Source organism: Streptomyces sp. NPDC040718 (assembly GCF_055593565.1).
Genome location: NZ_JBVIXO010000001.1, coordinates 143,715 through 168,459 on the forward strand (window position 1 = coordinate 143,715; position 24,745 = coordinate 168,459).

Annotated in this window: 23 protein-coding genes and 1 pseudogene; 7 read left to right on the forward strand and 17 right to left on the reverse strand. The window is 72.2% G+C overall.

All coding sequences use genetic code 11. From position 1 onward, the window contains the following. Nucleotides 1–55 precede the first annotated feature (55 nt). Together ACZ597_RS00630 and ACZ597_RS00635 are read left to right on the forward strand one after the other, a co-directional pair. Nucleotides 56–1,564: pseudogene (locus ACZ597_RS00630) on the forward strand (cytosine permease). 62 nt (nt 1,565–1,626) lie between these two features. Then, entirely contained in the window at nt 1,627–2,613 is a 987-nt protein-coding gene (locus ACZ597_RS00635; protein WP_471323129.1) for an LLM class flavin-dependent oxidoreductase, read from the forward strand. Between the two features lie 44 nt (nt 2,614–2,657). Here the strand turns inward: ACZ597_RS00635 and ACZ597_RS00640 are convergent, their stop codons facing one another. The 4 genes from ACZ597_RS00640 to ACZ597_RS00655 form a co-directional block, all read right to left on the reverse strand. Next, a complete protein-coding gene (locus ACZ597_RS00640) occupies nt 2,658–4,091 on the reverse strand; it encodes a sugar porter family MFS transporter (RefSeq protein ID WP_471323132.1) in 1,434 nt (477 codons plus the stop codon). Between the two features lie 182 nt (nt 4,092–4,273). Beyond that, nucleotides 4,274–7,993: an AAA family ATPase gene (locus ACZ597_RS00645; protein WP_471323135.1), complete on the reverse strand. Its 3,720-nt coding sequence runs from the start codon at nt 7,991–7,993 to the stop codon at nt 4,274–4,276. 181 nt (nt 7,994–8,174) lie between these two features. Beyond that, nucleotides 8,175–8,390, reverse strand: coding sequence for a hypothetical protein (locus ACZ597_RS00650; RefSeq protein WP_362457577.1), 216 nt, complete (start codon nt 8,388–8,390; stop codon nt 8,175–8,177). Between the two features lie 349 nt (nt 8,391–8,739). After that, nucleotides 8,740–9,021 carry an acylphosphatase gene (locus ACZ597_RS00655; protein ID WP_007266807.1) on the reverse strand — a complete coding sequence of 94 codons (282 nt, stop codon included), beginning with the start codon at nt 9,019–9,021 and terminating at the stop codon, nt 8,740–8,742. Between the two features lie 132 nt (nt 9,022–9,153). Here ACZ597_RS00655 and ACZ597_RS00660 point away from each other — a divergent pair, with 132 nt between their 5' ends. Next, nucleotides 9,154–10,002 (forward strand): CAP domain-containing protein, encoded by an 849-nt coding sequence (locus ACZ597_RS00660; RefSeq protein ID WP_471323138.1) that lies wholly within the window; start codon nt 9,154–9,156, stop codon nt 10,000–10,002. Nucleotides 10,003–10,077: 75 nt separating this feature from the next. Here the strand turns inward: ACZ597_RS00660 and ACZ597_RS00665 are convergent, their stop codons facing one another. Further along, nucleotides 10,078–10,689, reverse strand: coding sequence for a flavodoxin family protein (locus ACZ597_RS00665; RefSeq protein WP_471323141.1), 612 nt, complete (start codon nt 10,687–10,689; stop codon nt 10,078–10,080). 129 nt (nt 10,690–10,818) lie between these two features. Between ACZ597_RS00665 and ACZ597_RS00670 the strand changes: the two genes are divergently transcribed. Next, on the forward strand, nt 10,819–11,223 hold the full coding sequence (locus tag ACZ597_RS00670) for a winged helix-turn-helix transcriptional regulator (protein WP_471323144.1): 405 nt from the start codon (nt 10,819–10,821) through the stop codon (nt 11,221–11,223). On the opposite strand, the gene mutM is transcribed toward ACZ597_RS00670, so the two are convergent. The 9 genes from mutM to ACZ597_RS00715 form a co-directional block, all read right to left on the reverse strand. Then, nucleotides 11,196–12,065, reverse strand: coding sequence for a bifunctional DNA-formamidopyrimidine glycosylase/DNA-(apurinic or apyrimidinic site) lyase (gene mutM, locus ACZ597_RS00675; RefSeq protein WP_471323147.1), 870 nt, complete (start codon nt 12,063–12,065; stop codon nt 11,196–11,198). The genes ACZ597_RS00670 and mutM overlap by 28 nt on opposite strands. 85 nt (nt 12,066–12,150) lie before the next feature. Continuing rightward, complete coding sequence (gene rnc, locus ACZ597_RS00680) at nt 12,151–12,972, reverse strand: ribonuclease III (protein WP_471323150.1); 822 nt, start codon at nt 12,970–12,972, stop codon at nt 12,151–12,153. Nucleotides 12,973–12,991: 19 nt separating this feature from the next. After that, nucleotides 12,992–13,165, reverse strand: a complete 174-nt coding sequence (gene rpmF / locus ACZ597_RS00685; RefSeq protein WP_003965982.1) for a 50S ribosomal protein L32 — start codon at nt 13,163–13,165, stop codon at nt 12,992–12,994. Nucleotides 13,166–13,167: 2 nt separating this feature from the next. Next, nucleotides 13,168–13,815: a YceD family protein gene (locus ACZ597_RS00690; protein WP_471325043.1), complete on the reverse strand. Its 648-nt coding sequence runs from the start codon at nt 13,813–13,815 to the stop codon at nt 13,168–13,170. Nucleotides 13,816–13,944: 129 nt separating this feature from the next. Continuing rightward, nucleotides 13,945–14,982, reverse strand: coding sequence for an ATP synthase F0 subunit B (locus tag ACZ597_RS00695; RefSeq protein WP_471323152.1), 1,038 nt, complete (start codon nt 14,980–14,982; stop codon nt 13,945–13,947). A gap of 102 nt (nt 14,983–15,084) precedes the next feature. Continuing rightward, the gene (coaD, locus tag ACZ597_RS00700) at nt 15,085–15,564 is read right to left on the reverse strand and encodes a pantetheine-phosphate adenylyltransferase (protein WP_471325045.1); all 480 of its coding nucleotides are present in this window, start codon (nt 15,562–15,564) and stop codon (nt 15,085–15,087) included. A 14-nt stretch (nt 15,565–15,578) separates the two neighbouring features. Further along, the gene (rsmD, locus tag ACZ597_RS00705; RefSeq protein WP_471323155.1) at nt 15,579–16,157 is read right to left on the reverse strand and encodes a 16S rRNA (guanine(966)-N(2))-methyltransferase RsmD; all 579 of its coding nucleotides are present in this window, start codon (nt 16,155–16,157) and stop codon (nt 15,579–15,581) included. Nucleotides 16,158–16,230: 73 nt separating this feature from the next. Further along, nucleotides 16,231–18,435: an ATP-dependent DNA helicase RecG gene (recG, locus tag ACZ597_RS00710; RefSeq protein ID WP_471323157.1), complete on the reverse strand. Its 2,205-nt coding sequence runs from the start codon at nt 18,433–18,435 to the stop codon at nt 16,231–16,233. Between the two features lie 26 nt (nt 18,436–18,461). Beyond that, nucleotides 18,462–20,129 (reverse strand): DAK2 domain-containing protein, encoded by a 1,668-nt coding sequence (locus ACZ597_RS00715; RefSeq protein ID WP_471323159.1) that lies wholly within the window; start codon nt 20,127–20,129, stop codon nt 18,462–18,464. A gap of 241 nt (nt 20,130–20,370) precedes the next feature. Between ACZ597_RS00715 and rpmB the strand changes: the two genes are divergently transcribed. Next, on the forward strand, nt 20,371–20,556 hold the full coding sequence (rpmB, locus tag ACZ597_RS00720) for a 50S ribosomal protein L28 (RefSeq protein WP_007266795.1): 186 nt from the start codon (nt 20,371–20,373) through the stop codon (nt 20,554–20,556). A 132-nt stretch (nt 20,557–20,688) separates the two neighbouring features. Here rpmB and thiD read toward each other — a convergent pair whose 3' ends face one another. After that, nucleotides 20,689–21,498, reverse strand: a complete 810-nt coding sequence (gene thiD / locus ACZ597_RS00725) for a bifunctional hydroxymethylpyrimidine kinase/phosphomethylpyrimidine kinase (protein ID WP_471323161.1) — start codon at nt 21,496–21,498, stop codon at nt 20,689–20,691. Continuing rightward, nucleotides 21,495–22,475 carry a thiamine-phosphate kinase gene (locus tag ACZ597_RS00730; protein ID WP_471323164.1) on the reverse strand — a complete coding sequence of 327 codons (981 nt, stop codon included), beginning with the start codon at nt 22,473–22,475 and terminating at the stop codon, nt 21,495–21,497. Before ACZ597_RS00730 ends, thiD begins: the two co-directional genes overlap by 4 nt. 245 nt (nt 22,476–22,720) lie before the next feature. Between ACZ597_RS00730 and ACZ597_RS00735 the strand changes: the two genes are divergently transcribed. Together ACZ597_RS00735 and ACZ597_RS00740 are read left to right on the forward strand one after the other, a co-directional pair. Continuing rightward, a complete protein-coding gene (locus tag ACZ597_RS00735) occupies nt 22,721–22,954 on the forward strand; it encodes an Lrp/AsnC ligand binding domain-containing protein (RefSeq protein WP_007266792.1) in 234 nt (77 codons plus the stop codon). A gap of 23 nt (nt 22,955–22,977) precedes the next feature. After that, entirely contained in the window at nt 22,978–23,469 is a 492-nt protein-coding gene (locus ACZ597_RS00740; protein ID WP_471323167.1) for a DUF3515 family protein, read from the forward strand. An 85-nt stretch (nt 23,470–23,554) separates the two neighbouring features. On the opposite strand, the gene ACZ597_RS00745 is transcribed toward ACZ597_RS00740, so the two are convergent. Further along, the gene (locus tag ACZ597_RS00745; protein ID WP_471323170.1) at nt 23,555–24,712 is read right to left on the reverse strand and encodes a D-alanine--D-alanine ligase family protein; all 1,158 of its coding nucleotides are present in this window, start codon (nt 24,710–24,712) and stop codon (nt 23,555–23,557) included. Nucleotides 24,713–24,745 lie beyond the last annotated feature (33 nt).

The following is a 24,745-nucleotide window of genomic DNA, read 5'->3' on the forward strand; positions in this document are numbered from 1 at the left end:
CAAATCTACGATGATGGACGACTTCCCGTCCTCGCACGCCCCACGGAGCAACCGCATGCCCTCCGAGCCCGCCACCGGCGCAATACCGGCCGAGACCGCCGCCGGAACCGCAGCAGCCCAGGCCACCGGCAAGACCGCCGCCGAGACCCGCGGGCTGGAGCCCGTGCCCGACGGAGAGCGCACCGGCCGGGTCCGCGAGCTGGTCCCGACGTGGGTCGCCGCCAACATCAGCGTGCTGCTGCTCACCATGGGCGCGGGCCTGGTGATCTTCAACAAGCTCAACATCTGGCAGGTACTGGTCGTCGCGCTCGCCGCGCCCGTCGTCTCCTACGGGATCGTCGGCCTGATCTCCATCGCCGGGAAGCGCGGCGGCGCGCCGGGCATGGCGCTCTCGCGGGCCGTCTTCGGCCAGCGCGGCAACCTCTTCCCCGGCGCCCTGATCTGGGTGGCGCGCTGGGGCTGGGAGACCATCAACGCGGTCAGCGGCGCCTACGCCGTGCTGACCGTCCTCGACCTGCTCTTCGGCGTGAAGAGCAACACCGCGCTCATCGTCGTGACCCTGCTGTTCTTCGTGGGCTGCACCTTCGTGGTGTCGGGGCTGGGCATCAACGCGCTGCGCGTCTGCTCGAAGTGGTCGACGTACCTCTTCGGCGGCTTCAGCGTGCTCGTCCTCGGCTAACTGCTCTTCACCACCGACTGGTCGGCCGTCTTCGGCAAGCCGGCCGGCTCCACGGCGATGATGGTCGCGGGCATCGGCACCATCGCGGCGGGCGGCATCAGCTGGGTGCCGTCCGGCCCGGACTTCACCCGCTACCTGCCGCGCACCGCCTCCGCCAAGGGGATGGTCGGCGCGACGATCGGCGGCGCGGGCGTGGTGGTCCTGCCGATGGTGCTGATGGGCGCGGTGATGGCCGTCGGCACGCCGGACCTGGCGAGCGCGCAGGACCCGGTCTCCTTCATCGGCGAGCTGCTGCCGACCTGGATCGCGGTGCCCTACCTGCTGATCGCCCTGATCGGGATGCTCCTGATCAACTCGATGTCGATGTACTCGGCCGGGTTCACCGCGCAGACCCTGGGCATCAAGGTGCCGCGCGCCTGGGCCGTCAGCGTGAACGCCGTGATCAGCCTGGTCTTCGGCTTCCTGCTGATGGTGGTCGCGACCAGCTTCTTCGGCTCGTTCATCTCCTTCCTGACCCTGCTGGCCGTGGCCTTCTCGGCGTGGATCGGCGTGTTCGGCGTGGACATGCTGCGCCGCCCCTCCTACGACGGTGCCGCGCTGCTGGACACCACGCCGGCCAGCGCCTACTGGTACCGGGGCGGTTTCGCCTGGCAGGCGATGACGGCCTGGGGCGCCGCCCTGGTGGCCGGGCTGCTGTTCACCAAGGTGGACTGGTTCAGCGGGCCGCTCGCCTCCACCTGGATCGGCGAGAACGGCCTCGGCTGGGTGACCGGCATCCTGGTCTCCGCCGCGCTGTACGCCGTACTCCCGCGCACCCCCGCCCCGGTGGCGCCGGAGGGCGGGCACGAGGCCGGGCGCGAGGCCGCCGGAGCCCTGTCCATCTGACACTGCGTCAGCTAACGTCCCCCCTCGCCCGACCGTCCGCATCCGGCGAAGGGGGACCTCCCATGCCCATCACCGTGGCCCGGTTCAACCTGATCGACCCCGACGGCACCCCGGCTACGCTGGCCGCCCGCTACCAGGCGGCGGTGGAGATGGCCCGGTACGCCGACGAGCACGGCATCGACACGATCCAGACCGAGGAACACCACGGCACCGACAACAACTGGCTGCCCTCCCCCTTCGCCTTCGCCGGCGCCGTCCTCGGCGCCACCCGGCGGATCGCGGTCACCGTCTCGGCGATCATCGGCCCGCTGCACGACCCGCTGAAGGTGGCCGAGGACATCGCCGTACTGGACCTCATCGGCGGCGGGCGGCTGGTGACCGTGGCCGGCATCGGCTACCGGCCCGAGGAGTACGAGCAGCACGGGGTGGAGTGGGGACGGCGCGGCAGGCTCCAGGACGAGCTGCTGGAGACCCTGCTGAAGGCCTGGACCGGCGAGCCCTTCGAGTTCCGCGGCCGCACCGTGAAGGTGACCCCGGTGCCCTTCACCCAGCCGCACCCGATGCTCCTGGTGGGCGGGAGTTCGAAGGCGGCGGCGCGGCGGGCGGCCCGGCTGGGGCTGCCGTTCTTCCCGAGCGCGCACCTGCCGGAGCTGGAGGCGTACTACGCGGAGCGGCTCGCGGAGTACGGGACCGAGGGCTTCTGCATGATGCCGGCGCGGGAGACCCCGCTGCTGCACATCGCGGAGGACCCGGAGCGGGCGTGGGCGGTCTACGGGAAGCACTTCCTGCACGAGGCGGGCACGTACGCCTCCTGGCAGTCCAAGGACATCCGCTCGGCGGTGCGGTCGGGCGCCCGCACGGTCGAGGAGCTGCGGGCCGAGGGGGTCTACCGGATCCTCACCCCGGAGGAGGCGGCGGCGTACGCGCGCGGCGCCGGCGAGGCCGGGAACCTCGTCCTGCACCCGCTGTGCGGCGGGATGCCGCTGGACGAGGGCCGGCGCAGCCTGCGGCTGCTGTGCGAAAAGGTGCTGCCCCGGCTCAGGGACTGAGCCGGGGCAGCACCGCGGAGGAGAGGGGTGGTGGCGGGGAGTTGTTACCCCATCTCCTCCAACGCCTTGCCCTTGGTCTCCGGCACCCACTTGAGGATGAACGGGATCGAGAGCACGGCGAAGACCGTGTAGATGACGTACGCGCCGGACAGGTTCCAGTCCGACAGGGTCGGGAAGGTGACGGTGATGACCCAGTTGGCGACCCACTGGGCCGCGGCGGCGACGCCGAGCGCGGCGGCGCGGATCCGGTTGGGGAACATCTCGCCGAGCAGCACCCAGACCACCACGCCCCAGGAGAGGGCGAAGAAGAGCACGAAGGCGTGGGCGGCGATCAGGGCGATCGTGCCCTGGGTGTCGGGCATGGTGATGTCGTCGCCGGTACCGGTCTTGAACGAGAACGCCCAGGCACAGAGGCCGAGGGAGACGGCCATGCCCGCCGAGCCGATCAGCGCGAGCGGCTTGCGGCCGATCCGGTCGACGAAGATCATCGCGATCACCGTGCCGATGATGTTGATGATCGACGTGGTGAAGGAGTACAGGAACGAGCTGGTCGGGTCGATGCCGACGGACTGCCACAGCGAGGAGCTGTAGTAGAAGATCACGTTGATGCCGACGAGCTGCTGGAAGACCGAGAGGCCGATGCCGATCCAGACGATGGGCATCAGGCCGAAGCGGCCGCCGAGCAGGTCCTTGAAGGTGGACTTGTGCTCGGAGCGCATGGCCGCCTCGATCTCGGCGACGCGTCCGTCCAGGTCGGCCTTGCTCCCCTCGACCTCGGCCAGCACCTTGCGGGCCTCCTCGGTGCGGCCCGCGGAGATCAGGAAGCGGGGCGACTCGGGGATGACGAAGGACATCAGGCCGTAGAGCACGGCCGGGACCACCATCACGCCGAGCATCCACTGCCAGGCTTCGAGCCCGCCGACCTTCCCGCGCTGGTCGCCGTCGGCGAGGTTCAGGATGCCCCAGTTGACCAGCTGCGAGATCGCGATGCCGATGACGATGGCGGCCTGCTGGAAGGAGGCCAGCCGGCCCCGGTAGGCGGGCGGGGACACCTCGGCGATGTAGGCGGGACCGATGACGGACGCCATGCCGATGCCGAAGCCGCCGATGACGCGCCACACGGCGAGGTCCCAGAGCGCGAACGGGAGGGCCGAGCCGATGGCGCTCGCCGTGAAGAGCACGGCGGCGATCTGCATGCAGCGGATGCGGCCGATCCGGTCGGCGAGGCGGCCCGCGGTGGCGGCGCCGAGCGCGCAGCCGATCAGCGCGGCGGCGATCACCTGGGCGAGCGCGGCCGAACCGATGTCGAAGCGGTCGCGGATCGCGACGACGGCGCCGTTGATGACGGAGCTGTCGTAGCCGAAGAGGAATCCGCCCATCGCGGCGGCCGCGGTGATGAAGATGACGTGCCCGAGGTGGTCGGGCTGGGACGCGCGTCCGCCGCCGGGCGTGGGTGCCTGCGCAGTGCTGCTGGTCAAGGTGTGCTCCGTGGGGGGTTCTGTCCGTTCTCCCAGTGGCGCACAGGTCAAGATCGGGCACCACCGGAAGGCGGGAGGCAGCACAGAGCCTATGTGTTCATTTCCTGAAGTCAATAGGTGATGTGAAGGTCGGATTAAGTTTGCAACCAGGGCCTTGTTTTCATTTCTTGAAGCTGTGCAGCTCAGCGGAGCCGCTGGCTGATGACCTTCGAGACCCCGTCGCCCTGCATCGACACTCCGTACAGGGCGTCCGCGACCTCCATCGTCCGCTTCTGGTGCGTGATGACGATCAGCTGCGAGCTCTCCTGGAGCTCCTCCATGATGCGGATCAGCCGCTGGAGGTTGGTGTCGTCGAGCGCCGCCTCGACCTCGTCCATCACGTAGAACGGGCTGGGCCTCGCCTTGAAGATGGAGACCAGCAGCGCCACGGCCGTCAGCGACCGCTCGCCGCCGGACAGCAGGGACAGCCGCTTGACCTTCTTGCCCGGCGGACGTGCCTCGACGTCCACGCCGGTGGCCAGCATGTCGTCCGGGTCGGTGAGCACCAGACGGCCCTCGCCACCGGGGAACAGCCGCGAGAACACCCCCTCGAACTCCCGGGCGGTGTCCCGGTACGCCTCGGTGAAGACCTGCTCCACCCGCTGGTCCACCTCCTTCACCACTTGAAGGAGGTCGGCACGGGTCTTCCGCAGGTCCCCCAGCTGCTCGCTGAGGAACTGGTGGCGCTCCTCCAGCGCCGCGAACTCCTCGAGCGCCAGCGGGTTGACCTTGCCGAGCTGCTGGTAGGCCCGCTCGGCCGCCTTGAGCCGCTTCTCCTGCCGGGCCCTGTCGAAGGGGCCGGGCCGGTTGCGGGGGTGCTCCGGGTCCTCCGGGAGCACCTCGCCCTCGGCCGGCGGGGACGGGGGGACCGGCTGGTCGGGCCCGTACTCCGCCACCAGGGCGACGGGCTCCACGCCCAGCTCCTCCAGCGCCCGCGCCTCCAGCTGCTCGATCCGCAGCCGCTTCTCGGCGCCGAGAACCTCGCCCCGGTGCACCGAGTCGGTCAGCTTGTCGAGCTCGCCCTTGAGGTCGCGGCCCCGGCCGCGGGCCTCGCCGAGCTCCTGCTCGCGCAGCCCCTTGGCGTGCTCGGCGGCCGAACGCTCCAGCTCCGCCCGGCCGATCGACACCTCCAGGTGCGCCAGCAGCTGCCGTGCCCCGTCGGCGACGGCCCGGCCCACCTCCGCCTCGTACCGCCTGCGCTGCCGGCGCCGCTCCGCGCGGGCCCGGGCCTCGCGCTCGGCGCGGGCGCCCCGGTCGAGCGCGTCGGCCCGGCCGGCCAGCCCCTTGACCCGCTCCTCGTGCGTACGCAGCTGGAGGCGGGCCTCCATCTCGGTCTGCCGCGCGTTCGCCCCGTCGGCGGAGAGCCGGTCCCGGGCCGAGGTGTCGGGCTCTTCCGCCAGCGGCATCTCCTCGGCGACCGCGAGCCGCTCCGCGCACTCCTCGACGTCGACCCGCGCGCGTTCGAGCGCCTCCAGGGCGGTGGCCGCCGCCCGGGCGCTGCGCTCGGCTTCGCCCAGGGCGCCCTTCGCCTGCCCGGCGAGCCGGCCGAGCTGCTGGGCGGCCCCGGCACGGGCCCGCTCCCCGGCCCGGCGCCGCTCCGCCAGCTCCTCGGTGCGCGCCGCCGCCTCGGCGCGGTGCCCTTGGGCCGCCTCCTCGGCGGCGGCCAGCTCCCGGCACTCGCCGTCCAGCCGCTCCAGTTCCGCCGCCGCCTCGTCGACGGCGGCCTGCACCTCGATCAGGCTGGGCGCGCCCGCGGAGCCGCCGTGCGCCAGGTGGGCGCCGAGCACGTCCCCGTCGGCGGTCACCGCGACCAGGTCCGGCCGCGCGGCGACGACCGCCTCGGCCTCCTCCAGGCTCCCGACCACCACGTGCTCCCGCAGCACCCACCCCACGGCCCGCCGCACCTCGTCGTCCCCCCGAACGAGCGAAGCCGCCTCCAGGTACCCGGCCCCAACGGCCACGTCCGACGCCGCTTCCAGCCCCACCGGCGCCACGTCCGGCCCCGCCGGCGTTCGAGGCGCGGGGTCCGGGGCGGAGCCCCAGTTTCGGGAAGGGGCGGGGTGGGGGAGCTCGGCCTCGGCCTGGGCCTGCCCGGGCAGCCCGGCCCCGCCCGGGGCCACGGGGCCCTGCCCCGGAATCACAGCGGCAGCCACGGGCGCGATGAGGAACGTGGCCCGCCCCGCATCGGCGTCCCGCAGGTGCCGGATGGCCCCGGCCGCCGCCCCGGCGGAGGCCACCGCCACCGCGTCCGCGGCGGAGCCAAGGGCGGCGGCCACCGCGACCTCGTACCCCGGCACGACCGTCACCCGCTGCGCCGCCGGCCCCAGCACCCCCGCCAGCCGCTCCCGCACCGCGAGCAGCGCCCCGGTCCCGTCCTTGCGCCGCAGCCCCAGCGCGAGCGCCTCCCGCCGCGCCGACACCGCCGCGCGGGACCGTTCCGCCGAGCCCAGCGCATCCCGGGCGGCGCCCAGCGCGGCCTCCGCCCCGGTCAGCCCGGCCTTCGCCGCCTCGTACTCCCCCTCCACCGAAGGGTCCTCGAGCCCGCCGACCTCCCCGGCCAGTTCCTCGTACTCCTCCCGGGCCGCCACCGCCCGGGCCTCGGCCTCGTCCCGGGCCGTCACGAGCCGCTCGATCTCCGCCTGCGCCGCGCCCGCCCGCGACCGGGCCGCCCCCAACCGACCGGTCAGCCGGGCCAGTTCCTCACGCCGGTCCGCAAGGGCCCGCGCGGCGTCCCGCAGCCGCCGCTCCTCCTCCGCGAGGGCCCGCTCCAGCTCGGCGCGGTGCGCGGTGGTGTCCTCCAGGGCCCGCTCCGCGGCCTCCAGCGCGGCGGTCAGCTCCGCCTCCTGCTCCCGGATCCGCGCGGCCTCCCGCTCCGTCTCCTCGGGGTCGCGGCCGCGCCGCTCCTCCTCCGCCGGCGCGGACGCGCTCTTGACCCGGGCTTCGGCCAGCGACGCGGTGCCGCGCACCCGCTCGGCGAGCTGCGACAGCTCGTACCAGGTCTGCTGGGCCCGCTGGAGCCGCGGCGCGAGGCGGCGTACCGATTCCTCCAGCTCGGCCTCCCGGCGCAGCGCGTCCGCGAGGTCCCGCTCGGCGGACTCCTTGCGCTCCTTGAGCGCGGCCTCGTCCGCGATCTCCGCGTCCAGCGCTCCCCGCAGCGCCACCAGGTCGTCGGCGAGCAGCCGCAGCTTCGCGTCGCGCAGGTCGGCCTGGATCACGGCGGCCCGGCGGGCCACCGCCGCCTGCCGGCCCAGGGGCTTGAGCTGGCGGCGCAGTTCGTCGGCCAGGTCCTGCACCCGCGCGAGGTTGGCCTGCATCGCGTCGAGTTTGCGCAGCGCCTTCTCCTTGCGCTTGCGGTGCTTCAGTACGCCCGCGGCCTCCTCGATGAAGGCGCGGCGGCCCATCGGGTCGGCGTGCAGGACGGAGTCGAGCTGCCCCTGTCCGACGATGACGTGCATCTCGCGGCCGATGCCGGAGTCGGAGAGCAGCTCCTGGATGTCGAGGAGCCGGCAGGTGTCACCGTTGATCTGGTATTCGCTGCTGCCACCGCGGAACATGATCCGCGTGATGGTGACCTCGGCGTAGTCGATGGGCAGCGCGCCGTCGGAGTTGTCGATGGTGAGGGAGACCTCGGCGCGTCCCAGCGGCGGGCGTCCCGTGGTGCCCGCGAAGATGACGTCTTCCATCTTCCCGCCGCGCAGGGACTTGGCCCCCTGTTCCCCCATGACCCAGGAGAGCGCGTCCACCACGTTGGACTTGCCCGATCCGTTCGGGCCGACGACGCAGGTGATCCCGGGTTCGAAACGCAGGGTGGTGGCGGAGGCGAAGGATTTGAAGCCACGCAGGGTCAGGGACTTGAGGTGCACGCCGCCGGACTCTACCTTTCACGTTCGGTTTCACCCATGAAGGTGCAGGGCACATCAGACGTCAAAGGGATCAGCCCCCCACCTGGCCCAATGCGCGACGCACGGGCGGAAAGAAAGAAGGGACGCCGAGGCGTCCCTTGCATATCATTCGGGGCTGGAGTCGAACGACGGTGAGCGCGGATCAGGTGAGCGCAGGCTCCGCCTGGGGTACGTCGATCTCGATGCTGTCGAGCAGCGAGTCTCCGTGCTGAGCGGCGGCCGCGGTCAGAGCGTCGTTCTCGGACTGGATCCGTCCGAGCTCGGACTCGAGGTCCTGGACGCGCTGCTGAAGCCGTCGCATCTCGGCGAGGAGTCGCGGGTCGGAACCGCCGACGTAACCGAGAAGCGCCTTTGCCATGATGGATGGTCCTCCACACTGAGTGACCGACCGAAGCGGTGTGGGTCGTGAGGGAATCGCACCCGCGGATGTCCGGCAGCGACAGTCAGTCACTGCGCTTGCTAGTGCCACCACTGCCAAACAGCTCAGGTGCGCGGGGCTTCCAGCGTCTCACCAAAAAGTTTGACGGTCAACACGATCACGCCCCGTATCGGCGGGCGGCCCGGTCCGCGCAAGGGGCGGAGAGATCAACCTCGTCTCCGAGCCTTCCACGGATCGCCCGCCGCGGCAACGTGTCGGCGGCGAATGCGCAGATCCGACCGGGTGCGGACGTTCCGGGGGTCTGATCAGTCCATGATCAGTCGATTGATCACCGGATCTCGAAGCCGTCGTAGCCACCGCGCGGTGTGCCCCAGATCTCTGTCACGCCGTCCACCCGTCCGGGCGTGTCGGCGGAGCGGAGCCAGTCCAGCAGCCGGTGGCAATTCTCACGTTGACCTTCCGCCACGACCTGCACTCGGCCGTCGTCCAGGTTGAGCGCGAAGCCGGCCATGCCTCCGATCTCCAGCGCATTGGCCCTGGTGAACCAGCGGAAGCCCACTCCCTGTACACGGCCGCGCACCCAGGCGGTCATGCGCACGTCTTCATCCATGCATGAACGCTAACCGGGCAAACGGTTCCGGATCCCACCGCCCCCCTTGGCTCATGGGCTACAGTCCCCCACCAATGCATCACCCTTTCGGGTGAGCAAACGTTGATCTTGCAAAGGGAAGGCACGGCACCCATGGGACGCCACCGACTCCACGCCGCACCTCGGCGCGGCGCCAAGCGCACCGCCGTGCGCACCGGGCTGCTCGGCGCGTCCGTGGCCGTGGCCCTCGGTACGGCGGCCGTGACGACCGGGTTCGTCCCGGTCGGCGGCTCCTTCCCGTACGTCGGCCAGGACGCCGGGGAGAAGACGGAGGCCCGGGCCGAGCCCTCCGCCGCCGCCTCCCGCAAGGCGGCGGAGCAGCCGAACGGCCTGGCCAACCTGTCGGGCCGGGCTTCCGCGGCCGCCCCCCAGGCCAGTACCTCCCCCGGCACGCCCTCCGCCTCCCCCAGCGCCTCGGCCTCGCCCTCCCCGTCCACGTCGCCCACGGCGTCCCCGTCCCCCTCGGCCTCCAGCAAGGCGCCGGAGAAGAGCGCCGCCCCGAAGCCGGCCGCCCCCAAGCCGCCCGCGGCGCCCAAGCCCGCCGCCCCGACGGCAGCCGACGGGCCGTCCGCCGAGGAGGCCGAGGTGCTCGCGCTCGTGAACCAGGAGCGCGCCCAGGCCGGGTGCGTACCCGTCCGGGCGAACCCGCCGCTCGCGGCGCTGGCCGGCGCCTTCAGCAAGGACATGGCCGTACGGGGCTTCTTCGACCACACCGACCCGGACGGGAACTCCCCCTGGCAGCGGGCCCAGAACGCGGGGATCTCCGGTATGGGCGGCGAGAACATCGCGCGCGGCCAGGGCGACGCGAAGTCCGTGATGCAGGCCTGGATGAACAGCCCCGGCCACAAGGCGAACATCCTCAACTGCGAATTCCGCACCCTCGGCGTCGGCGTCCACTTCGGCTCCGGCGGCCCCTGGTGGACCCAGGACTTCGGCTTCTGACGGACCCTTCGGGCCTACGGCGAACGGGCGGACCACCCTGGGGTGGTCCGCCCGTTCGCCTTGGCGCGGAGGAGGTCAGACCGCGGCCGCCGCCAGGGCCGCCCGGCCGGCGATGACCACGCGGGCGTGCTCGGCGACACGCCGGCCCAGGTGCTCGGCGGTGGCGATGTCGGCCTTGTGGACGCCCTCCGGACCCTCGTCGTTGTTGGTCTGGGCCGCTGCGCCGGAGGAGAAGCCGAGGCGGTTGAGGTCGAACTCGGTGCCGGCGGTGGAGTTCCAGCCCGGCTTCAGGCCCAGGTTGACCCAGCTCATGCCGTGCTGCGAGGCCAGGATCTGGAAGAACTGAAGGGTGTTCAGCTTGTCCCCGGCCTTGGAACCGGAGTTGGTGAAGCCCGCCGCGACCTTGTCCTGCCAGGTGTCGCCGAACCAGCGCTTCGAGGTGGCCTCGGCGAAGACGTGGAAGGCGCCCGACGCGGTGCCCATGTAGGTCGGCGAGCCGAAGACGATCGCGTCCGACTCGTCCAGCAGCGCCCACTCGGCCTCGGTGATCTCGTCGACCTTGATCAGGTGGACCGTCGCGCCCGTGTCGGCGGCGCCGGCCCGTACGGCCTCGGCGACGACGGCGGTGTGGCCGTAGCCGGAGTGGTAGGCGATGGAGACGACGGGGGTGGGGGTGTTCGCGGACATGGCTGTTCTCCTCGAAAGCGTGGGGCGGCGCAGTGCGACCGGGCGCAGGGCTGCGCTGAACCCAGAGAAGCACTAACTTTTAGAAAGCGCAAGCAGACAGTTAGCGCTACCTGGGAGTACGCTTGTTCCATGGAGAAGCCTCCCTGTACCGAAGCCCTCCCGGCCGACCTGCCGTTCGACGTCTTCGCGCGCGCGTGCCCCTCACGGGAAACCCTGGAACACGTCACCGGCCGCTGGGGCAGCCTCACCGTGGGCGCGCTCCGCGAGGGCCCCTGCCGGTTCAACGAGCTGCGCCGCCGCGTCGACGGCGTGAGCGAGAAGATGCTCTCCCAGACCCTGCACTCCCTGGAGCGCGACGGCATAGTCCTGCGCGAGGCGCAGCCGACCAACCCGCCCCGCGTCGACTACGAGCTGACCCCCCTGGGGCGCGAGATCGCCGAGCGCCTGCTCGCCCTCATCCACCTCCTGGAGGGCAGCATGGACGAGGTGATCGCCTCCCGGGAGACCTACGACGCGGCGCGCGGCGGCCGCTGACAGCGCGGGCAGAAGTAGCTGGACCGGTTCATCCACGCCCGGCGCCGTATCGGGGTGCCGCAGCGGCGGCAGGGCTCGCCCTCGCGTCCGTAGGCGTCGAGCGAGCGGTCGAAGTAGCCGGACTCGCCGTTCACGTTGACGTACAGGCTGTCGAAGCTGGTCCCGCCGACGGCGAGCGCGGCGTCCATGACCGCCCGGACGTGGGTGAGGAGTTCCGCGCTCCGGGGGCGGGTGAGGGTCGCGGTGGGGCGCTCGTAGTGCAGCTTCGCGCGCCACAGGGCCTCGTCGGCGTAGATGTTGCCGACCCCGCTGATCAGCGACTGGTCCAGCAGCGCCCGCTTGACGGTGGTGCGCTTGGCGCGCAGCGCCAGGTGGTAGGCCCCCTCGTCGAAGAGGGGGTCCAGCGGGTCGCGGGCGATGTGCGCGATGACGTCGGGCAGGCCCTCGTCGCTGCCGGGGACGGTCTCGTGCAGCGAGAGCCCGCCGAAGGTGCGCTGGTCGACGAAGCGCAGCTCGGTGCCCGTGTTGTCGGCGAAGCGCAGCCGGATGCGCAGGTGCTTCTCGTCGGGGGCGTCGGCCGGCTGCACCAGCAGCTGCCCGCTCATCCCGAGGTGCCCGAGGACGGACAGGTCCCGCCCCTCCAGGGGCAGCCACAGGTACTTCCCGCGCCGCCGCGGCACCCCGATGGTCTGTCCGGCCAGGCGCGCCGCGAAGTCGGGACCGCCCGCCAGGTGCCTGCGCACGGCCCGGGGGTGGAGCACCTCCACCGCCTCGACGGTCCGGCCGGCCACCCAGCGCTCCAGGCCGCGCCTGACCACTTCCACTTCGGGCAGCTCGGGCATGGTGTTCCTCCTGGAAGGGGGCGCGGCGTAGAACAGGAAACCCCGCCGCACCGGGGTGCGACGGGGTCACTGTAGAAGAAAGCGGTCAGGCGTCCGGCGCCGGGTCGGCGGGCGTCGGCGCCCCGTCGCCCTGTGCCGGCGCGGCGGCGGCAGCGGCTTCCGCCGCCTTCCGCTCGTCCGCGGCGGCGCGGATGCCGCGCCAGGCGGACTCCGCGGCCTGCTGCTCCGCTTCCTTCTTGCTGCGGCCGGTACCGGTGCCGTACGAGACACCACCGACGCGGGCGGCAGCGGTGAAGGTCTTCTCGTGGTCCGGTCCCGTCTCGGTGACCAGGTATTCCGGTACGCCGAGGCCCTCGGCCGCCGTGAGCTCCTGGAGACTGGTCTTCCAGTCCAGGCCGGCACCGAGGTTGGAGGACTTCTCGATGAGCGGGTCGAAGAGCCGGTGGACCAGCTCCGAGGCCGCGTCGAGGCCCTGATCGAGATAGACCGCGCCGATCACCGCTTCGAGGGTGTCGGCGAGGATGGAGGCCTTGTCCCGGCCACCCGTGCCCTCTTCGCCCCGGCCGAGCCGGATGAAGGAGCCGAGTTCGAGGCCGCGCCCGACCTCCGCCAGCGCACGAGAGTTGACCACCGCGGCCCGGAGTTTGGCCAGCTGGCCTTCCGGAAGGTCGGGGTGGGTGGTGTACAGCGTGTCCGTGACCACCAGGCCGAGCACGGAGTCCCCGAGGAACTCCAGACGTTCGTTGGTGGGCAGACCGCCGTTCTCGTACGCGTACGAACGGTGGGTCAGCGCACGCACCAGAAGGGCGGACTCGAGTTGATACCCGAGCCGCCCTTCCAGAAGCGTGTGGGACGAGGCCGCGTTGTTACTGTCTGCCTGCTTCTCAGCGTTGGACAGCTCAGACATTGCGCCTCTCACCAGCCGCTCAGACCTCGAGGACCTGGCGCTTGTTGTAGGTGCCGCAGCTCGGGCACGCGATGTGCTGGAGCTTCGGCTCCTGGCAACGCTCACACGAAACCAGGGTGGGGACCGCAGCCTTCCACTGCGACCGGCGGTGGCGCGTGTTGCTGCGCGACATCTTCCGCTTCGGAACAGCCACGGCTACTTCTCCTGCTTCTCGGCGGCGCTCTGAACTCCGTCAGACGCAGTGCCGCTCATGTTGTCCTTCTCATCGCCCTGATCGGTGACGAGTCCCTGCAATGCCGCCCAACGGATGTCGACGGCGTCGTGGTGGTGCTCCGGGTCGTCGTTCAGGCTGAGCCCGCAGTCGGGGCACAGTCCGAGACAGTCCTCCCGGCACACCGGCTGCATGGGCAGTGCGAGCACCACCACATCGCGCAGCACGGGTTCGAGGTCGAACAAGCCGTCCTCGAGGAAGAGCATGTCCTCGTCGTCCTCGGCGTCGTCGGCCGGCTCCGCCTTGGGGCGGCCCCGGTCGTCGGCGTCAGGGTACGAGAACATCTCCTGGAAGTCCGCCTTGAGCTCGCGCTCGACGGTCTCCAGACACCTTACGCACTCCCCCGTCGCCGATGCACGGACGGTGCCTGTGACAAGCACCCCTTCCATGACCGACTCGAGGCGGAGGTTGAGCTTCAGCGGCGCGCCTTCCGGCACTCCGATGACGTCGACGAGACCGAAGTCCGCCGGCGCCGGGATCTCGCGGGACAGCCGCAGCATGGCACCAGGACGCCGGCCCAGCTCGTGCGTGTCGAACACGAGGGGGTTGCGGTGGTCGAGGCGGGTGTTCAGGGCCGTTCCTGCTTTCAAAGATCGCTGAAGATCAAAAATTCCGCCGCTCACGGGCAGCATGGATCGCGACGCATACGCGCGACCGAAGAGCCAGGATACCCGGCGCTTCGCTCTGAGCCCAATCCGGGATCAGTGCCCCTGTCCGTACTGGCGCAGCTGGTCCAGGTTGATCATGCTCGTGTCGAAGAGGCTGGTCTCGTCGAGCGCCGCCTGCCGGGGGTGCTGCGGCTGCTGGGCCTGCTGGTAGTAGGCGTACGGGTCGGGCTGCTGCTGGTAGCCGCCGGCGTACGGGTCCGGCTGCTGCGAATAGGACGGGTAGGGGTCCTGGTAGGCGTAGCCGTCCTGCTGGGGGTGCGGGGCGGGCTGCGCGGGGTACGCGGCGGCGTAGGTGTCGTACACCGGCTCCGGCTGGGAGGGCACGGGCAGCGGCCCGGGCCCCGGTTCCGCCAGACCGGCCAGGAACTCGGCGTCGCTCGACGGGCGGGCCCCCTGGGCCCCGGCGGCGTCCTGGGCGGCCATGTGCGCGCCGAGGTCGTCCGTGGGCGCCCGGCCCAGGAGCTTCTGGCGGCCCCGTCCGACGGCCTCCAGGGTCTTGGAGAGCACGGCTTCGAAGGTGGCGAGCTTCTGGTCCACGTACGCGTCCGCCTGCTCGCGCCGGGTCCCCGGGTCGGGGCTGGGTTCGGGGGCGCCGCTGTCGTCGTGGCCCCGCTCGTCCGTGCCGGGTCCGCGGCCGAGCAGCTTCTCGCGGCCGCGGTCCACCGAGCCGATGGTCTTGCTGAGCACGACCTCGAAGTTGGCGAGCTTGCTGTCGACGTAGTCGTCGGCCTCGGCCCTGATCTCGGCGGCCTCCCGGCGGGCCTCGGCCAGGATCCGGTCCGCCTCGCCCTGCGAGCGGCGGGCGATCTCGGTGTCGGAGATCAGCGAGCCCCGCTGGGCGTGGGCGGCCTCGATGATGCGCTCCGCCTCCCGGCGGGCCTCCTCGACCATCTGCTCGCGCCCGCCGATCAGTTCCCGGGCCTGGGCGAGCGAGCCGGGCAGGGCCTTGCGTACGTCTTCGAGCCGCGCGAGGAGTTCCGCGCGGTTGATCACGCAGGAGGCCGACATCGGCATGGTGCGGGCGCCGCCCACGGCCGCGACGATCTCGTCCAGCTTCTTCTGTACGTCCATGGGGGGCTCGCGCTCTCTCGGCCTAGGACTGACGAGACGACTGTAGGGCCCCCGGACGGACGCGCGGGACGGGCCGGCGAAGCTCGGCCCGTCCCGCCGGGGTCACTTCGCGCGCAGTCGTTCGACCAGCGCCGCGTGGACGTGCGCGGGCAGCAGGTGGGCGACGTCGCCGCCCCACGTGGCGACCTCCTTGACCAGGGAGGACGACAGGAAGCTGTAGGTGGGGATGGTCGGCACGAACAGCGTCTCGACCCCGGAGAGCCCCATGTTCATCTGGGCCATCTGGAGCTCGTAGTCGAAGTCGCTGACCGCGCGCAGGCCCTTGACGATGGCCGGGATGTCCCGCTGCTTGCAGAAGTCGACGAGCAGGCCGTGGAAGGACTCGACCTCGACGTTGCCGTAGTCGGCGGTCGCCTCGCGGATCAGCTCGATCCGCTCCTCGACGGTGAACAGCCCCTTCTTCGACTGGTTGATCATCACGGCGACGTGCACGACGTCATAGAGCCTGGAGGCGCGTCCGATGACGTCGAGGTGTCCGTTGTGGATGGGATCGAAGGACCCCGGACAGACGGCGCGGCGCAACTGAGCTCCCTCGTTCATGAGTCTTCGCTGGTGGAGGCGGCGCGACCGTACCAAAGGGTGCCTTCGCCGTACTTGCGCGAACGCAGCGGCTCGAACCCCTCCGGCCACGGGAACGGACCGCTCCTCGTGCTGCGCTCCACGGTGACGAGCGCGTCGTCGGTGAGCCAGCCATTGGCGCGGAGTGTGAGGAGGATCTCGCCAAGATCGGCGTGCTCCACGGCGTACGGCGGGTCCAGGAAGACGATGTCGTACGGGTCTCCGGACGCGGTGGCGGCCACGATCTGCTCGGCCTTGCCCGCCCGGAATTCGGCGCCGGGCAGGCCCAGGGCCTTGATGTTGTCCCGGATGGCCTTGGCGGCCTTGGCGTCGGCCTCGACCAGCAGGGTGTGGGCGGCGCCCCGGGAGAGGGCCTCCAGCCCGACGGCGCCCGAGCCGCCGTAGAGGTCGAGCACGCGGGAGCCGTCGACGCCGTGCAGGGACTCCCAGGTGGAGAAGAGCCCTTCGCGCATCCGGTCGGAGGTCGGGCGGGTGCCGGTGCCGGGCGGCACGGTCAGCCGCCGCCCGCCGGCGGTGCCGGCGATCACGCGGGTCATCTGGGGTCCTTCTCTGGGGCGGTCGGGGGAGGCTCTGGCCTCCGTTCTGGCCTCCAACGATAGGTCGTGCGCCTCAGCCCTTCTCCAGGTACTGCTCCCGCTCGGCGTCCAGCAGCGCGTCCAGCGCGGTGCGCAGCCCCGGCAGGTGCTCCAGTTCGGGGTCGGCGGCGACCACGCGGGTGGCCTCCTCACGGGCCTGGGTGATGACCTCCTCGTCCTCGATGACGGCGAGCATGCGCAGCGAGGAGCGGACGCCGGACTGGGCCTGGCCGAGGACGTCGCCCTCGCGGCGCTGCTCCAGGTCGATCCGGGACAGTTCGAAGCCGTCGAGGGTGGCGGCGACGGCGCCGAGCCGGGCGCGGGCGGGGCTGGCCTCGTGCATCTCGCTGACGAGCAGGCACAGGCCCGGGGCGGAGCCCCGGCCGACGCGGCCGCGCAGCTGGTGGAGCTGGGAGACGCCGAAGCGGTCCGCGTCCATGATCACCATGACGGTGGAGTTGGGGACGTTCACGCCGACCTCGATGACGGTGGTGGCGACCAGCACCTTGACCTCGCCGGCGGCGAAGCGGCGCATCACGTCGTCCTTGTCGGCGGGGTCCATCCGCCCGTGCAGGACCTCGACGGACAGTCCGGCGAGGGGTCCCCGGGTGAGCTGTTCGGCGATCTCCAGCACGGCCAGCGGCGGCCGCTTCTCGGCCTCGTCCTCGGCGGAGGCCTTCTTCTTCTTGGGGTCGTCCTCGCCATCGCCGATCCGGGGGCAGACCACGTACGCCTGGTGGCCGTTCTCCACCTCCTCGCGGACCCGCTCCCAGGCCCGGGCGAGGAAGTGCGGCTTGTCCTTGGCGGGCACCACGTGGGTGGCGATCGGGGAGCGGCCGGCGGGCAGCTGGTCGAGGACGGAGGTCTCCAGGTCGCCGAAGACGGTCATGGCGACGGTGCGCGGGATCGGGGTGGCGGTCATGACCAGCAGGTGCGGGGGCTGCTTCCCCTTGGAACGCAGGGCGTCGCGCTGTTCGACTCCGAAGCGGTGCTGTTCGTCGACGACGACCAGGCCGAGGTCGTGGAACTGGACCTTGTCCTCGATCAGGGCGTGGGTGCCGATGACGATGCCGGCCTCGCCGGTGACCAGGTCGAGCAGGGCCTGGCGGCGGGCGGCGGTGCCCATGGAGCCGGTGAGCAGCACCACCTTGGTGCCCTGGTCGGAGCCGCCGAGCATGCCTCCCTCGGCGAGCTCGCCCATCATCTCGGTGATCGACCGGTGGTGCTGCTGGGCGAGGACCTCGGTGGGCGCGAGCATGGCGGCCTGCCCGCCGGAGTCGACGACGGCGAGCATGGCCCGCAGGGCCACCATCGTCTTTCCGGAGCCCACTTCGCCCTGGAGGAGGCGGTGCATGGGGTGGCTGGTGGCGAGGTCGTCGAAGATCTCCTTGGAGACGGTCTGCTGGCCTTCGGTGAGCGTGAAGGGCAGCTTGGCGTCGAAGGAGTCGAGGAGGCCGCCGGGGGTGGCGCGGCGGGCGACGGCGGGCAGCTGGGAGTCGGCGTGCCGGCGGCGGGCCAGGGCGACCTGGAGGACGAAGGCCTCGTCCCACTTGAGCCGCTGGCGGGCGTCCTCGATGTCGGCCTTGGTGGCGGGGCGGTGGATCTTGAGGAGGGCCTCGGTGAGCGGGACCAGTCCGCGGCCCTCGCGCAGGGCGGGCGGGAGCGGGTCCACGGCCTCCTGGGCGCGGGGCAGTACCGCGTCCACGCACTTGGCGACCTTCCAGGACTCCAGCTTGGCGCAGGCCGGGTAGATCGGGATCAGCTGGTTGGCGAAGGCGGTGGCGGCGTCCCGGTCGGAGGCGTCGGCGCCGAGGGGTTCGTACGCGGGGTGCGCGAGCTGGAGCTTGTGATTGAAGCGGGATACCTTGCCGGCGAACATGGCGCGGCTGCCGGGCAGCAGCTCCTTGTGCGGCTTGTGGACGCCCGCGCCGAAGAAGACCAGCTGGAGGCGGCCGCTGCCGTCGGTGATGGTGACCTCCAGGCGCTTGCCGCCGCCGCGGCCGCCCTGGTAGGTCAGCAGGCGGGCGTCGGCGACCTGGGCGACGACGGTGACGTGCTCGTCGAGCTGGTCGGCGAGGTCGGCCAGGGAGGTCAGCTCGCCGCGCTCCGCGTACCGCCGGGGGTAGTGGTGGAGCAGGTCCAGGGCCGTGTGCAGGCCGAGCTGCTCGGCCAGCACCTTGGCGGTGGCGGGGCCGAGGGTCTTCTTGAGGTCTTCGTCGAGCGCGGGCACGTGTTCCATTGCACACCATCCCGCTGACAAGCCGGCTATTCGACTCCGATGAGCAGGGGCGCCGAGTAGCGGCCGCCGCGGTAGGTGACGGTGTCGACGGCGAGGTGCGCGTGCTGGACGTACTCCTCCAGGCGCGCGGCCAGGGTGTCCGGTACCTCGGGGCCCAGGACGAGGGTGACCAGTTCGCCGCCGGAGCCGAGCATCCGCTTCAGGACCGCCTCGGCGGTCTCGGGCAGGCCCGCGCCGATGACGGCGACGTCTCCGTCGATGAGCCCGAGGACGTCCCCGGCCTGGCAGATCCCGGCGGAGGTGAAGGACTGGCGTTCGGCGACGGCCAGTTCCGCGTACCGGGTGGCGCCCGCGGCCGCGGTCATGGCGACGACGTCCTCGTCGAAGCTGCCGTCCGGGTCGTGCACGGCGAGGGCGGCCAGGCCCTGCACCGCGGAGCGGGTGGGGATCACGGCGACCCGTACGCCCTCTGACCGGGCCTGTTCGGCGGCGGCCGCGGCGGCGGCGCGCAGCTCTGGGCAGCCGGGCAGCAGGACCACCTCGCGGGCGTGGGCGCGGCGGACGGCGTCGAGCAGCTCGGCGGCGGCGGGCTGCTCCCCGGGGCGGGCCAGCACGGTGGTGGCGCCGGCCTCGCCGCACAGGGCGGCCAGGCCCTCGCCCTGGACGACGGCGACCACGGCCCGCTGCGCCCTGGGGGCGGCCGCGCGGCGGCGCTGGTCGCCGAAGTGGGTGATCCGGATCCGGTGCGGCCGGCCGGCTTCCACTCCGGCCTCGACGGCCGCGCCGGGGTCGTCGACGTGCACGTGGACGTTCCACAGCCCGTCGCCGCCGACCACCACCAGGGAGTCGCCGAGCAGGTCGAGGCAGGAGCGGAGCCCGGCGACGGCCTCGTCGGAGGCCTCCAGCAGGTAGACCACCTCGTACGCGGGGCCGCCCTGCTCGTGCCCGCAGGGCTCCGGGTCCAGCGGTACGGGTACGGGCACGGCGGGGCCGCGCACCGGCTCGGCGGCGGGTTCCTGTCCGGACAGCGCCTGCCACAGGGCTCCGAGTACGGCGACCAGTCCGCAGCCCCCGGCGTCGACCACGCCGGCGTTCCCCAGCTCGGGGAGCTGCCCCGGGGTCTCGGCGAGGGCGGCGCGGGCCCCGTCGTACGCGGCGCGGGCGACCTCGGCGGCGGTGGCGGCCGCGGTCCCGGCGGCGGCACCGGCCCGGGCGGCGGCGCCGGCGACGGTGAGCATGGTGCCCTCGACCGGGTGTGCGACGGCCCGGTAGGCCTCCTCGGCGGCGTGGGTCAGGGCCTGTGCGAGGAGCGGGCCCGGGGCGCGGTCGAGGGGGGCGGCCGGGTCGGCGGGCTCGGCTCCGAGGACGTCGGCGACCCCGCGCAGCAGCTGGGCGAGGATGGTCCCGGAGTTGCCCCGGGCGCCTATGAGGGCGCCGTGCGCGTAGGCCCGTACGGCCTCGGCCAGGGAGGCGGGGCCTGTGGGGTCCGTCACGCCCGCGAGGGACTCGTCGAGGGCGCGGCCGGCGGCTTCGGCGGTGAGGTAGAGGTTGGTTCCGGTGTCGGCGTCCGCGACCGGGTAGACGTTGATCGCGTCGATGTCCTCGCGGGCCCGGCCCAGTGCGGCCAGGGCCAGCGAGCTCCAGGTGCGCACCGCTTCGGCGTCGAGGGTGTGCGGGCCAGGCTCGTGCGCCACCGGGCGTTCCTCCTTGTGCGGGCCAGGGTTCACCGCAGGGTAACGAAGGGAGCCCTCCGCTCGGGGGCCCCGGGGCGGAGCCGGGCCCCGTCATGGTAGTTTTCTCGGACCCAAGCAGTCGTTGTATGCTGCTCAGGTTGCCCGTCGAGAGTCGGGTCATTCGTCCGGCAAGCCACTTCAGATCTCTGATTCCGGTGCGCCGGATTCCACCGTAATTGCATCTGAAGTCTTGGAGTGACCTGTGGCTGCCAACTGCGACGTTTGCGCCAAGGGGCCGAGCTTCGGCAACAACATCTCCCACTCGCACCGCCGCACCTCGCGTCGCTGGAACCCGAACATCCAGCGCGTCCGTGCCGTGGTCAATGGGACGCCGAAGCGCCTCAACGCCTGCACCTCGTGCATCAAGGCCGGCAAGGTCTCGCGCTGACGCCTCCCGTCGTCGTAGCGCAGCCCTTTCCGGTTGCCAAGAAGGCCGGTTCACCTCTGGTGAACCGGCCTTTTGCCTTGTCCGGGGCGGCGAGGAGCACCTCCTGACGTCGGGAGGTGGTCCTCATCCGGTTCAGCGCCACCGCCAGGCGTGGTCCACCGGGCCGATGCCGCCGCCGAGCGCGAAGCCGGCGGCGATGGCGCCCGTGACGTACTCCTTGGCGGCCGTGACGGCCTCCGGCACGTCCAGGCCCTTGGCCAGACCCGCGGCGATCGCGCTCGCGAGCGTGCAGCCGGTCCCGTGGGTGTGCCGGTTGTCGTGCCGGGGGGCCCGCAGCCACAGCTCCCGGGAGCCGTCGCTCAGCAGGTCCACGGCCTGGTCGCCGTGGGCCGCGAGGTGGCCGCCCTTGATCAGCGCCCACCGGGGCCCGTAGCCGAGGACCGCGTCGGCGGCCCGCCGCATGTCGTCCTCGGTCTCGACGGCCAGCCCGGTGAGCTGCGCCACCTCGTCCAGGTTCGGGGTGGCGACCGTGGCCCTGGGCAGCAGCTCCTGGCGTACGGCGTCCAGCGCCGAGGCGGCGAGCAGCGCGTCCCCGTGCTTGGAGACCCCGACGGGGTCCACCACGGCCGGGGCGGGGGTGCCGGCCAGCAGCTCGGCCACCGTCTCCACCAGCACGGCGGAGGACAGCATCCCGGTCTTGACCGCGTGCACGCCGATGTCGTCCACCACGGCCCGGTACTGGGCCGTGACGGCCTCGGCGGGCAGCTCCCAGGCCCCCGACACGCCGAGGGAGTTCTGGGCGGTCACGGCGGTGATCACGCTCATGCCGTGCACGCCGAGCGCCAGCATCGTCTTGAGGTCGGCCTGGATGCCCGCGCCGCCGCCGGAGTCGGATCCGGCGACGGTCAGGCACAGCGGCGGGGCGGCCCCGGCGACGCTCACGCGGTCTCCCCGTCGGCCGGGTCGGCGCCGAAGTGGTCCCAGCCGCCGGTGCTGGTCCACGGGGCGCCGTCCACGGTCACCTGGGGCAGGGCGGAGCGGTGCTGGACCGACCCGATGACCTTCCAGCGGGCCGGGAGCTTCACGTCGGGCGGGAAGGTGGCCACGATGGCGTGGTCCTCTCCGCCGGTGAGCACCCACTGGAGCGGGTCGACGCCGACGGCCTGGCCGATGTCGTGCATCTGGGTCGGGATGTCCACGGCGCCCGAGCGCAGGTCGATGCGGACCTTGCTGGCTTCGGCGATGTGGCCGAGGTCCGCGATCAGGCCGTCGCTGACGTCGGTCATGGCGGTGGCGCCGAGCCCGGCGGCCGCGGGGCCGGCGTGGTAGGGCGGTTCGGGGCGCCGGTGGGCCTCGACGAAGGCCCGCGGGGAGCGGAAGCCGCGCGAGAGCACCGCGAAGCCGGCCGCGGACCAGCCGAGCCAGCCGGTGACGGCCACGACGTCGCCGGGCCGGGCGCCGGAGCGCAGCACGGGCTCGTGGTTGCGCAGGTCCCCGAGGGCGGTGATGGAGACGGTGATGGTTTCGCCGCGCACGACGTCACCGCCGACCACGGCGGCCCCCGCGACCTGGCATTCGTCGCGGATGCCGTCCATCAGCTCGGTGGGCCAGGTGACCGGCAGCTCGGCCGGGACGACCAGGCCGAGCAGCAGCGCGGTGGGCACGGCGCCCATGGCGGCGATGTCGGCCAGGTTCTGTGCGGCGGCCTTGCGGCCGACGTCGTAGGCGGTGGACCAGTCGCGGCGGAAGTGCCTGCCTTCGAGCAGGATGTCCGTGCTCGCCACGACCCGCCGGTCGGGGGCCGACACCACCGCGGCGTCGTCCCCGGGTCCGAGCCGGACCGCGGGGGTGGTGGTGAGCCGTGAGGTGAGCTCCCGAATGAGCCCGAACTCCCCCAGCTCGCCCACAGTGCCCTTCATCGCTGTGCCCCTTCTTGGCAAGTCCGCTTGCGGTCGCGAGCCGTCACAGCTCTGGGTACCGTCAACAGATACGTCAACTTCTGCTCTGCGTACGCCCCGCTGTGCGTGGCGCCGGGCCCCCGGGTCTCCCCGTGGCACGCGGCGACGCGGTACCGTGGCGTCCCTTCTTCCCCGGGCCCGCCCGATGTCCCCGGGCCCATCCGAAGGTTAGGGGAAATGATCCTCGTGGCCGCCCTGGAGGTTCCGTGGTACAGGCGTACATCCTCATCCAGACCGAGGTGGGCAAGGCGTCGGTCGTCGCCGAGTCCATCTCCAAGATCGCGGGGGTGATCCAGGCCGAGGACGTGACGGGGCCGTACGACGTGATCGTGCGCGCCCAGGCCGACACCGTCGACGATCTCGGCCGCATGGTGGTCGCCAAGGTCCAGCAGGTGGAGGGGATCACCCGCACCCTGACCTGCCCGGTGGTCCATCTGTAGCCCCCGTCTAGTCTTGGCCGGTGATGTCTTCGCACCACCGGCCCCTCCGTCTACTGGCCCTGCCCGCCCTGGTGGCGGTCGTGGCCCTGGCGGGCTGTGCCCCCGGGGCCTCCGAGGCCCGGGTGACACCCCCGCCGGCACCGCCCGCCGGTGTCGCGCAGCTCTGTGCGGCGCTGCACAGGGAGCTCCCGGGAACGGTGTCGGGGCTGGCCCGGTCCGTCACCGCTCCGGAGACGGATCTGACCGCCGCGTGGGGCGGCTCGGCGATCGTACTGCGGTGCGGTATCCCCAAGCCCCCCAAGATGGCCGATCCCAAGGCGGACGGCGTCGAGGTCAACGGCGTCGGCTGGCTGGTGGAACAGCCCCCGGAGGGGGGCCTGCGGTTCACCACCACGGGCCGGCTGGCCTACACGGAGGTGTGGATCGACAAGGAGCATGCCACGGACGCGAGCATGCTCGTCGGTCTGTCCGCCGCCGTGGCCGCTTCGGTCCCGGCCGGCATCTCCTCGTACTGATCCGTCCGCCCCGCGCACACCGCCGCCCGCTGGCGCGCTCTCGGAGAGAGGGCCTTCCAGCGGGCGGTCTGCTGTACGGGTGCGGCTAGCGCAGTCCGGTGGAGCGGCGCAGGGCCGCCTGGATCAGGAGGTCCACCAGCTCCTGGTACTCGATGCCGGACTCCTGCCACATCCGCGGGTACATCGAGATCGGCGTGAAACCGGGCATGGTGTTGATCTCGTTGATGACGAAGGTGCCGTCTTCGGTCAGGAAGAAGTCGGCGCGCACCAGGCCCTCGCAGGAGGCGGCCTCGAAGGCGTCGATCGCCAGCTTCTGCACCTCGGCGGTCTGCTCCGGGGTGAGCGGGGCGGGGACGAGCCCGGTGGCGGAGTCGATGTACTTCGCCTCGAAGTCGTAGAAGTCGTGGCTGGAGACCGGCGGGATCTCGGCGGGGGCGCTGGCGCGCGGCCCGTCCTCGAACTCCAGGACGCCGCACTCGATCTCGCGGCCGCGCAGCAGCGCCTCCACGATGATCTTCGGGTCGTGGCGGCGGGCCTCGCGGATCGCGGCGTCGAGCCCGGAGGGGTCGTCGACCTTGGTGATGCCGATGGAGGAGCCGGCCCGGGCGGGCTTGATGAACAGCGGCCAGCCGTGCTCGCCGGCGAAGTCCAGGATCCTCGCCTTGGCGGCGGCCTGGTCGGCTTCCCACTCGCGGGGGCGGATGGTCACGTACGGGCCGACGTTCAGCCCGAAGGACGTGAACACCCGCTTCATGTAGTCCTTGTCCTGGCCGACGGCCGAGGCGAGGACGCCGGAGCCGACGTAGGGGATCCCGGACAGCTCCAGGAGGCCCTGGAGGGTGCCGTCCTCGCCGTAGGGGCCGTGCAGCACGGGGAAGACGACGTCGACCTCGCCCAGTGCCTTCGGGACGGCGCCCGGCTCGGAGTAGACGACCTCGCGGCTGGCGGGGTCCACGGGGAGTACGACGGTGCCGTCCGGGGACTCCGCCAGCGCCTCGACGCTGGGGAGCTGCCGGTCCGCGATGGCCATGCGCTCGGGGGCGTCGGCGGTCAGGGCCCACCGGCCGTCCGTGGTGATGCCGATGGGCAGCACCTCGTACTTGGACCGGTCGATGGAGCGCAGCACGGCGCCCGCGGTGACGACCGAGATGGCGTGTTCCGAGCTGCGGCCGCCGAAGACGACGGCCACGCGGGGCTTGCGGCCCTGCTGCTCAGGGGTCTGGGGGAGGTTCTCGCTGCTCATATCGCCACGAGAGTACCCGCTCATGCGTCCGGA

What these genes read in the sequence shown, in the direction of transcription:
- ACZ597_RS00695 (WP_471323152.1), bottom strand. Translation starts at nt 14,982, where the DNA reads ATGGACGTACAGAAGAAGCTGGACGAGATCGTCGCGGCCGTGGGCGGC.
- ACZ597_RS00665 (WP_471323141.1), bottom strand. Translation starts at nt 10,689, where the DNA reads ATGTCCGCGAACACCCCCACCCCCGTCGTCTCCATCGCCTACCACTCC.
- mutM (WP_471323147.1), bottom strand. Translation starts at nt 12,065, where the DNA reads ATGCCCGAGCTGCCCGAAGTGGAAGTGGTCAGGCGCGGCCTGGAGCGC.
- ACZ597_RS00650 (WP_362457577.1), bottom strand. Translation starts at nt 8,390, where the DNA reads ATGGCAAAGGCGCTTCTCGGTTACGTCGGCGGTTCCGACCCGCGACTC.
- recG (WP_471323157.1), bottom strand. Translation starts at nt 18,435, where the DNA reads ATGGAACACGTGCCCGCGCTCGACGAAGACCTCAAGAAGACCCTCGGC.
- ACZ597_RS00745 (WP_471323170.1), bottom strand. Translation starts at nt 24,712, where the DNA reads ATGAGCAGCGAGAACCTCCCCCAGACCCCTGAGCAGCAGGGCCGCAAG.
- ACZ597_RS00655 (WP_007266807.1), bottom strand. Translation starts at nt 9,021, where the DNA reads ATGGATGAAGACGTGCGCATGACCGCCTGGGTGCGCGGCCGTGTACAG.
- ACZ597_RS00730 (WP_471323164.1), bottom strand. Translation starts at nt 22,475, where the DNA reads ATGAAGGGCACTGTGGGCGAGCTGGGGGAGTTCGGGCTCATTCGGGAG.
- ACZ597_RS00670 (WP_471323144.1), top strand. Translation starts at nt 10,819, where the DNA reads ATGGAGAAGCCTCCCTGTACCGAAGCCCTCCCGGCCGACCTGCCGTTC.
- rnc (WP_471323150.1), bottom strand. Translation starts at nt 12,972, where the DNA reads ATGTCTGAGCTGTCCAACGCTGAGAAGCAGGCAGACAGTAACAACGCG.
- ACZ597_RS00660 (WP_471323138.1), top strand. Translation starts at nt 9,154, where the DNA reads ATGGGACGCCACCGACTCCACGCCGCACCTCGGCGCGGCGCCAAGCGC.
- rsmD (WP_471323155.1), bottom strand. Translation starts at nt 16,157, where the DNA reads ATGACCCGCGTGATCGCCGGCACCGCCGGCGGGCGGCGGCTGACCGTG.
- ACZ597_RS00740 (WP_471323167.1), top strand. Translation starts at nt 22,978, where the DNA reads ATGTCTTCGCACCACCGGCCCCTCCGTCTACTGGCCCTGCCCGCCCTG.
- ACZ597_RS00635 (WP_471323129.1), top strand. Translation starts at nt 1,627, where the DNA reads ATGCCCATCACCGTGGCCCGGTTCAACCTGATCGACCCCGACGGCACC.